The organism is Streptomyces sp. NPDC056883 (assembly GCF_042788835.1).
GTDB lineage: Bacteria > Actinomycetota > Actinomycetes > Streptomycetales > Streptomycetaceae > Streptomyces > Streptomyces stoeckheimensis.
This window is the reverse complement of record NZ_JBHUBS010000025.1, coordinates 72,104-79,283: the sequence shown is the minus strand read 5'-3', so window position 1 is coordinate 79,283 and position 7,180 is coordinate 72,104. Positions and strand designations below refer to the sequence as shown.

5 protein-coding genes are annotated in these 7,180 nt (G+C 70.4%); 1 reads left to right on the top strand and 4 read right to left on the bottom strand.

Annotated elements, in window-relative coordinates; all coding sequences use genetic code 11:
- Window positions 1–327 precede the first annotated feature (327 nt).
- Window positions 328–3,093, top strand: a complete 2,766-nt coding sequence (ppc, locus tag ACFRU2_RS37935) for a phosphoenolpyruvate carboxylase (RefSeq protein WP_382980862.1) — start codon at window positions 328–330, stop codon at window positions 3,091–3,093.
- A gap of 77 nt (window positions 3,094–3,170) precedes the next feature.
- On the opposite strand, the gene pth is transcribed toward ppc, so the two are convergent.
- From pth to glmU, 4 genes are all read right to left on the bottom strand, one after another.
- Window positions 3,171–3,761: an aminoacyl-tRNA hydrolase gene (gene pth, locus ACFRU2_RS37930; RefSeq protein WP_274553062.1), complete on the bottom strand. Its 591-nt coding sequence runs from the start codon at window positions 3,759–3,761 to the stop codon at window positions 3,171–3,173.
- A gap of 91 nt (window positions 3,762–3,852) precedes the next feature.
- The gene (locus ACFRU2_RS37925; protein ID WP_250737437.1) at window positions 3,853–4,428 is read right to left on the bottom strand and encodes a 50S ribosomal protein L25/general stress protein Ctc; all 576 of its coding nucleotides are present in this window, start codon (window positions 4,426–4,428) and stop codon (window positions 3,853–3,855) included.
- 194 nt (window positions 4,429–4,622) lie between these two features.
- On the bottom strand, window positions 4,623–5,600 hold the full coding sequence (locus tag ACFRU2_RS37920; protein WP_112451977.1) for a ribose-phosphate diphosphokinase: 978 nt from the start codon (window positions 5,598–5,600) through the stop codon (window positions 4,623–4,625).
- Between the two features lie 133 nt (window positions 5,601–5,733).
- Complete coding sequence (gene glmU / locus ACFRU2_RS37915; RefSeq protein ID WP_382980860.1) at window positions 5,734–7,179, bottom strand: bifunctional UDP-N-acetylglucosamine diphosphorylase/glucosamine-1-phosphate N-acetyltransferase GlmU; 1,446 nt, start codon at window positions 7,177–7,179, stop codon at window positions 5,734–5,736.
- Between the last annotated feature and the right edge of the window lies 1 nt (window position 7,180).

Here is a 7,180-nt window from a genome sequence, read left to right as displayed (position 1 = left end):
AGGGTTAGGGGTACCTTTCTCTTGGGGAAGGAGGTGGGCTTTCTTTGTTTCCGGTCTCCGCTCCCCCCCCCCCCCCCCCACCGCGGCACCGGGCGGGGGCCGATCGGCCCGAGTCGCAGGGCCGTCGTCCCGCCTGGTGACACAGGGACCTGGTCACCGGTATGGGCCACCTATCCTGGTGTCGTCGGACAGCGCGGTCCGCACGGGCAGCCCGAGCTGCGCATCAGGAGCGGTGGCTCCGCCGGACCCAGGTCCGGGCGGGCACCACCGCGCGTATCCGGGGCCCACCTCCCAGTAGCGCTCGAAACACTGCAAGGAGCCGCACCTGTGAGCAGTGCCGACCAGGCCCACTCGACCACCGCCCCGGCGACGACCCCCGCCGGCGCGGCCAACGCCGAGCTGCGCGCGGACATCCGCCGCCTCGGCGACCTCCTCGGCGAGACCCTCGTACGCCAGGAGGGCCAGGACCTCCTCGACCTCGTAGAAAAGGTGCGCGCCCTCACCCGCACGGACGGCGAAGCCGCCGCCGAGCTGCTCGGCGACACCGACCTGGAGACCGCCGCCAAGCTGGTGCGCGCCTTCTCCACGTACTTCCACCTCGCCAACGTCACCGAGCAGGTGCACCGCGGCAAGGAGCTGCGCGCCCACCGCGCCGCCGAGGGCGGCCTGCTGGCCCGCACGGCCGACATGCTCAAGGACGCGGACCCCGAGCACCTGCGCGAGACGGTCAAGAACCTCAACGTCCGTCCCGTCTTCACCGCGCACCCGACCGAGGCCGCCCGCCGCAGCGTCCTGAACAAGCTGCGCCGCATCGCGGCCCTCCTGGAGGAGCCCGTCTCGGGCGCCGGCGAGCGCCGCCGCCACGACCTGCGCCTCGCGGAGAACATCGACCTCGTCTGGCAGACCGACGAACTGCGCGTGGTCCGCCCCGAGCCCGCCGACGAGGCCCGCAACGCGATCTACTACCTCGACGAGCTGCACGCCGGCGCCGTCGGCGACGTCCTCGAGGACCTCGCCGCCGAGCTCCAGCGCGTCGGCATCGAGATCCCGGCCGGCACCCGCCCGCTCACCTTCGGCACCTGGATCGGCGGCGACCGCGACGGCAACCCCAACGTCACCCCCGACGTGACCCGGGACGTGCTGATCCTCCAGCACGAGCACGGCATCACCGACGCCCTGGAACTCATCGACTTCCTGCGCGGACTGCTGTCGAACTCCATCCGCTACACCGGTGTCACCGAGGAACTCCTCACCTCCCTCCAGGCCGACCTGGAGCGCCTCCCCGAGATCAGCCCGCGCTACAAGCGGCTGAACGCGGAGGAGCCGTACCGCCTCAAGGCCACCTGCATCCGGCAGAAGCTCCTCAACACCCGCGAGCGCCTCGCCAAGGGCATCCCGCACGAGGAAGGCCGCGACTACCTCGGCACCGCCGAGCTGCTCACCGACCTCACCCTCATCCAGACCTCCCTGCGCGAGCACCGCGGCGCGCTCTTCGCCGATGGCCGCATGGACCGCACCATCCGTACGCTGGCCGCCTTCGGCCTCCAGCTCGCCACGATGGACGTGCGCGAGCACGCGGACGCCCACCACCACGCGCTGGGCCAGCTCTTCGACCGGCTCGGCGAGGAGTCCTGGCGCTACGCGGACATGCCCCGCGACTACCGCGGCCGCCTCCTGGCCAAGGAGCTCCGCTCGCGGCGCCCGCTGGCGCCCACCCCGGCCCCGCTCGACGCGGCCGGCCAGAAGACGCTCGGCGTGTTCGGTGCGATCAAGGACGCCTTCGAGAAGTTCGGCCCCGAGGTCATCGAGTCCTACATCATCTCGATGTGCCAGGGCGCCGACGACGTCTTCGCCGCGGCCGTCCTCGCCCGCGAGGCCGGTCTCATCGACCTGCACGGCGGCTGGGCCAAGATCGGCATCGTGCCGCTCCTGGAGACCACCGACGAGCTCAAGGCCGCCGACGTCATCCTCGACGAGATGCTCGCGGACCCCTCCTACCGGCGCCTCGTCTCGCTGCGCGGCGACGTCCAGGAGGTCATGCTCGGCTACTCCGACTCCTCCAAGTTCGGCGGCATCACCACCTCCCAGTGGGAGATCCACCGCGCCCAGCGCCGGCTGCGCGACGTGGCCCACCGCTACGGCGTGCGCCTGCGCCTCTTCCACGGCCGCGGCGGCACCGTCGGCCGCGGTGGCGGCCCCTCGCACGACGCGATCCTCGCGCAGCCCTGGGGCACCCTGGAGGGCGAGATCAAGGTCACCGAGCAGGGCGAGGTCATCTCCGACAAGTACCTCGTGCCCTCGCTGGCCCGCGAGAACCTGGAGCTGACCGTCGCGGCCACCCTCCAGGCCTCCGCCCTGCACACCGCCCCGCGCCAGTCCGACGAGGACCTGGCCCGCTGGGACGCGGCCATGGACACCGTCTCGGACGCCGCGCACGACGCGTACCGCGAGCTCGTCGAGGACCCGGACCTGCCGGCGTACTTCTTCAAGGCCACCCCGGTGGACCAGCTCGCCGACCTGCACCTGGGCTCGCGCCCCTCGCGCCGTCCCGACTCCGGCGCCGGCCTCGACGGCCTGCGCGCCATCCCGTGGGTCTTCGGCTGGACCCAGTCCCGCCAGATCGTCCCGGGCTGGTACGGGGTCGGCTCGGGCCTGAAGGCCCTGCGCGAGGCCGGCCAGGGCGACGCGCTGGCCGAGATGGGCGAGCGCTGGCACTTCTTCCGCAACTTCCTGTCCAACGTCGAGATGACGCTGGCCAAGACGGACCTGCGGATCGCCCGCCACTACGTCGACACCCTGGTGCCCGACGAGCTCAAGCACGTGTTCGCCCGCATCGAGGCCGAGCACGAGCTCACCGTCCGCGAGGTCCTGCGGATCACCGGGGGCGAGAAGCTCCTCGACTCCCACCCGGTCCTCCAGCAGACCTTCTCGGTCCGCGACGCCTACCTGGACCCGATCTCCTACCTCCAGGTCTCCCTGCTGGCCCGCCAGCGGGCGGCCGCCGAGCGCGGCGAGGAGGCGGACCCGATCCTTTCCCGGGCCCTGCTCCTCACCGTCAACGGCGTCGCGGCCGGCCTGCGCAACACCGGCTGAGGTTTCGTACGGCACGGCAGAGGGCCCGCACACCACAAGGTGTGCGGGCCCTCTGCCCGTATCAGCTGTTGGCCCCCCTAGCTGTTGTACGTGGACTGCGCGCGCTCCAGGCCCTCCTGGATCAGGCACTCCACGGCATCCGCCGAACGGTCGACGAACCAGTCCAGCTCCTTGCGCTCCGTGGAGGAGAAGTCCTTCAGTACGAAGTCCGCGACCTGCATCCGGCCCGGCGGCCGGCCGATGCCGCAGCGCACGCGGTGATAGTCCGGCCCCATCGCCTTGGTCATCGACTTCAGCCCGTTGTGGCCGTTGTCCCCGCCGCCCAGCTTCAGCCGCAGCGTCGGGTAGTCGATGTCCAGCTCGTCGTGGACCGCGATGATCCGGTCCAGCGGCACCTTGTAGAAGTCCCGCAGCGCCGTCACCGGGCCGCCGGACAGGTTCATGAACGACATGGGCTTGGCCAGCACCACGCGCCGGTTCAGCGGTCCCGGCGGGCCCATCCGGCCCTCGACGACCTGGGCGCGGGCCTTGTGCGCCTTGAACTTGCCGCGCATCCGCTCCGCCAGCAGGTCGGCGACCATGAAACCGATGTTGTGGCGGTTGCCCGCGTACTCCGCACCCGGGTTCCCGAGACCCACGATCAGCCAGGGCGCCGCGTCGTCCGACATCAATAGCTCCTTATACGAAGACGACCGCCGTCCCGCTCCAGTGGAGCCGGACGGCGGTCGTTCAGCAAGTGCTGAAGGTGAGCGGCGAGGCTCAGGCCTCGGTGCTCTCGGCGGCCGGCTCCTCGGCGCCCGCGCCGATGACCTGCAGGACGGCGATGTCGCCGTCGACGGCCAGGGTGGTGCCGGCCGGCAGGACCAGGTCGGAGGCGGTGATGGTGGCACCGGCCTCCAGGCCCGCGATCGAGACGGTGACCTCGGTCGGGATGTGCGTGGCCTCGGCCTCGACGGAGATGGTGTTCTGGAGGGTCTCCAGCATGTTGCCGCCCGGGGCCAGCTCGCCCTCGGTGACGATCGCGACGTCGACGGTGACCTTCTCGCCCTTCTTGACGATCAGGAAGTCGACGTGGGAGATCGAACGCTTCAGCGGGTGCTTCTGAACGGCCTTCGGGATGACCAGCTCGGTGCCGGCGCCCGCGATGTCCAGGGAGATCAGGACGTTCGGGGTGCGCAGCGCCAGCTGGAGCGCGTGGGCGTCCACGTTGACGTGCTTCGGGTCGGTGCCGTGGCCGTAGATGACCGCGGGGGTCAGGGCGTCACGACGCGCCTGACGGGCGGAACCCTTGCCGAAGTTCTCGCGGACCTTCGCGGAAAGCTTGATCTCGGACATGCTCACTCCTCGTGGGGTGACGGAAATGGACGACAGTCACCCGGCCGGAACACGGCCTGCTACGAAGAGCGCGTCGATAACGGAGCATCCCTACCCGTCCGAAAACAGGTACGGCCTCCCTCGCCGAGCAACTCAAGGAGTGTACCCGGCGGGGAGGCCGTACCCAAAAATGATCTAACGCACAGCGGACGTGCTTACTGCTGCTCTTCGAAGAGGCTGGTGACCGAGCCGTCCTCGAAGACCTCGCGCACGGCGCGGGCGATCATCGGGGCGATGGACAGCACCGTGATCTTGTCGAGCTCCAGGTCGGACGGGTCCGGCAGGGTGTTCGTGAACACGAACTCGCTGACCTTGGAGTTCTTCAGGCGGTCGGCGGCCGGGCCCGACAGGATGCCGTGCGTGGCCGTCACGATGACGTCCTCCGCGCCGTGCGCGAAGAGCGCGTCGGCGGCGGCGCAGATGGTGCCACCGGTGTCGATCATGTCGTCGACCAGGACGCAGACGCGGCCCTTGACCTCACCGACGACCTCGTGGACGGTCACCTGGTTGGCGACGTCCTTGTCGCGGCGCTTGTGCACGATCGCCAGGGGGGCGTCCAGACGGTCGCACCAGCGGTCGGCGACGCGTACGCGGCCGGCGTCCGGGGAGACGATCGTCAGCTTGGAGCGGTCGACCTTGGCGCCGACGTAGTCCGCGAGGACCGACAGGGCCGAAAGGTGGTCGACCGGGCCGTCGAAGAAGCCCTGGATCTGGTCGGTGTGCAGATCGACCGTGAGGATGCGGTCGGCACCCGCGGTCTTCAGCAGGTCGGCGACCAGGCGGGCCGAGATCGGCTCGCGGCCCTTGTGCTTCTTGTCCTGGCGGGCGTACCCGTAGGACGGGACGATCACGGTGATGGAGCGTGCCGACGCGCGCTTGAGCGCGTCGATCATGATCAGCTGCTCCATGATCCACTTGTTGATCGGAGCCGTGTGGCTCTGGATCAGGAAGCAGTCCGCGCCACGCGCCGACTCCTGGAAGCGGACGTAGATCTCGCCGTTCGCGAAGTCGAAAGCCTTGGTCGGCACGAGGCCGACACCGAGCTGGTGCGCGACCTCCTCGGCCAGCTCGGGGTGGGCGCGGCCGGAGAAGAGCATCAGCTTCTTCTCGCCGGTCGTCTTGATCCCGGTCACAGCACTGTCTCCTCAGACGTGGGAAAGCTGCTCGCCCCCATGTGCGTCCGTCCCGCACACGGTGAGCCAGCCGAATTGCGTTCACCTATCACGGTACGCCGTCTCGGGCGTAGCCGTTTCCGGTCAGTTCACCTCAGCGTTCGTCGGAGTCCTCGTGGACCGCCGACTGAGCCGCCGTTGCGGCGGCACTTCCCGGACGCTTGCGGGCCACCCAGCCCTCGATATTCCGCTGCTGGCCACGGGCCACGGCCAGGGCGCCGGGCGGCACGTCCTTCGTGATCACGGAGCCGGCGGCGGTGTAGGCGCCGTCCCCGATGGTGACGGGAGCCACAAACATGTTGTCCGAACCCGTCTTGCAGTGTGAGCCGACGGTGGTGTGGTGCTTGTGCTCACCGTCGTAGTTCACGAACACGCTGGCGGCGCCGATGTTCGTGTACTCGCCGATCGTCGCGTCGCCGACGTAGGACAGGTGCGGGACCTTGGTGCCCTCGCCGATCGTGGCGTTCTTCATCTCCACGTACGTGCCGGCCTTGGCCTTCGCGCCCAGGTTCGTGCCCGGACGCAGGTACGCGAAGGGGCCGACGCTCGCCGAGGCGCCGACGACGGCGGTGTCCGCCACGGTGTTGTCCACCCGGGCGCCCGCACCGACGTGGGTGTCCTTCAGGCGGGTGTTGGGGCCGACCTCGGCCTGCTCGGCGATGTGCGTGGTGCCGAGCAGCTGGGTGCCGGGGTGCACGATCGCGTCCTGGCCGAAAGTCACCGTCACGTCGACGAGCGTGCTCGCCGGGTCGACGATCGTCACGCCGGCGAGCATGGCGCGCTCCAGCAGGCGGGCGTTCAGCAGGGCACGGGCCTCGGAGAGCTGGACCCGGTTGTTGATCCCGAGGATCTGCCGGTGGTCCGCGCCCACGGCCGCGCCGACGCGGTGGCCGGCCTCGCGCAGGATGCCGAGCACGTCGGTGAGGTACTCCTCGCCCTGGCTGTTGTCGGTGCGGACCTTGCCGAGGGCGTCGGCGAGGAGGGCGCCGTCGAAGGCGAAGACCCCGGAGTTGATCTCGCGGATGGCGCGCTGGGCGTCGGTCGCGTCCTTGTGCTCGACGATGGCGGTGACCGCCCCGTCGGTGCCGCGGATGATCCGGCCGTAGCCGGTGGAGTCGGGCACCTCGGCGGTCAGCACGGTGACGGCGTTGCCGTCGGCCTCGTGCGTGGCCGTCAGTGCGGCCAGGGTCTCGCCGGTCAGCAGCGGGGTGTCGCCGCAGACGACGACCACGGTGCCGGCCGGCCGGTCGCCGAGCTCTTCGAGGGCCATCCGGACGGCGTGCCCGGTGCCGTTCTGTTCGTACTGGACCGCGGTGCGGACGTCGGCGTCGATCGTGGCGAGGTGCGCGACGACCTGCTCGCGGGCGTGGCCGACGACGACGACGAGGTGGGTGGGGTCCAGCTCGCGGGAGGCGGCGACGACGTGACCGACGAGCGAGCGCCCGCTGATCTCGTGCAGAACCTTGGGTGTGGCCGACTTCATGCGGGTGCCTTCACCCGCTGCGAGTACGACGACGGCTGCCGGGCGGTTGGCGCTCACG

Coding starts and splice junctions, on each gene's coding strand:
- pth (WP_274553062.1), bottom strand. CDS start 3,761: ATGTCGGACGACGCGGCGCCCTGGCTGATCGTGGGTCTCGGGAACCCG.
- ACFRU2_RS37925 (WP_250737437.1), bottom strand. CDS start 4,428: ATGTCCGAGATCAAGCTTTCCGCGAAGGTCCGCGAGAACTTCGGCAAG.